This is a genomic window from bacterium, assembly GCA_024226335.1.
Taxonomy (GTDB): domain Bacteria; phylum Myxococcota_A; class UBA9160; order SZUA-336; family SZUA-336; genus JAAELY01.
The window spans coordinates 1-1,317 of the sequence record JAAELY010000203.1; the positions used below are offsets into that span (position 1 = coordinate 1).

2 protein-coding genes are annotated in these 1,317 nt (G+C 63.5%); one reads left to right on the top strand and one right to left on the bottom strand.

Features of this window, described 5'->3' with window-relative positions; translation table 11 throughout:
- Positions 1–392: 392 nt before the first annotated feature.
- A complete protein-coding gene (locus GY725_10195; protein MCP4004554.1) occupies positions 393–734 on the top strand; it encodes a DUF1016 domain-containing protein in 342 nt (113 codons plus the stop codon).
- On the opposite strand, the gene GY725_10200 is transcribed toward GY725_10195, so the two are convergent.
- Positions 718–990, bottom strand: a complete 273-nt coding sequence (locus tag GY725_10200; protein ID MCP4004555.1) for a hypothetical protein — start codon at positions 988–990, stop codon at positions 718–720. The genes GY725_10195 and GY725_10200 overlap by 17 nt on opposite strands.
- Positions 991–1,317: the final 327 nt, after the last annotated feature.

A 1,317-nucleotide genomic window follows, 5' to 3' on the forward strand; every position in this document is an offset into this window, starting at 1 on the left:
GCGGATAGGAGTTCCAAGGGGTCTCACGCCACGCCCGGTCGCTGCTGGCGACCCACGTGCCCGAATTCGTGGCTTGGGGTCGTCCACGTGGAAGGCGGATCTACGATCGATGTACGGATAGAGAACGGAGCTGCAGTTCAACAGAGTCGATAGGGATGCAACTATGGCGATCGTGCAGGATGCGGCCATCTACGGTCTTCTTGGGGTCTTCTACTGGGCTGCGGACTTGGCCGTTTGCGGAGAGATAGAGGAGGTCCGTGCGTTACATGGGGCGCGGCGCTGGAAGGTGCACGCGATTGCATGCGCCCTCTCAATGTTCTTGTGGCCGATCGCTATAGCGATGGATATGTGCAGGCCCTTCGCTGAAAGAAAGACGAAGGCGTGAATCGACGTTGTCGATCGCAGCCGCGATGGGGCGGCCGAGCGCAAACGCCCGCGCGCACTACCGGGGCTACACGCACGAGACATGGCGAATCTCACTCCCCGCGAAGCGATTCGCGGGGAGCCGGAGCAGTCAGGCGACGAGGAGCGGTGGTGACCTGCCGCTATTCGCGCTTGGGCAGGGCTTTGCGTTTTTGGGAAGCCCGGTGTCGCTTGAGGTGGGTGGCGAGGACTTCTACCTGGAGATCAAGAACATCCTGAGCAAGGGCCTCGACCTCGGGGAGGGGAAGGTCGAGCGCGAGGTCTGCGAGAGCTGTGGGCGGTCGCTGCTACGCGTCATTCTCTCTGAATGACCACCTCGCCGCAGGGCACGTCGAGCTCCATCTTGATGCTTCCTGATCCGCGCGCCCGGAGCCGGTAGCGACCGGCAACAACGTCAGGGAACGTGACCCTGCGGGATTCGCCGACTCTTTGCTCCAAGGTGACGTCACCGACTTCGGATCTCATACGTTCGAGCTGGACGCGCGTACCGAGCTCGAGATCCGGGCAAAGCACCCGTACGTCGTGCAGCTGCGGAATCGTCAGCGTGACGGCATTCGGCCCGGTCACGAGGTCGGCCTCGATCGAGTGGATGCATTGTCGGCGGTGTTGGAGCTTGATGGTGTAGGTCCCGGGGACGCAGCCACGCGGTCAAACTTCCGCGCGGCATGCTGGAGGCGCTGATAGGCCGTGCCCGTCGTCGAACTGAACGTGCAGCCACATCCTCCGCACCTGTATCGGCGTCGCCGCCCGTGCCTCGTCGTGTAAAAGCCGTGCCGGACGACCGCGTCCCGCGCACCTCGGCACCCCGATGGGCAGCTCGGCAAACTTCGTCGGGATCGGGTACGGTGCATGCGCCCCACCCTAGATCGCTCGTAACCGGCTCCGAGCCATGTA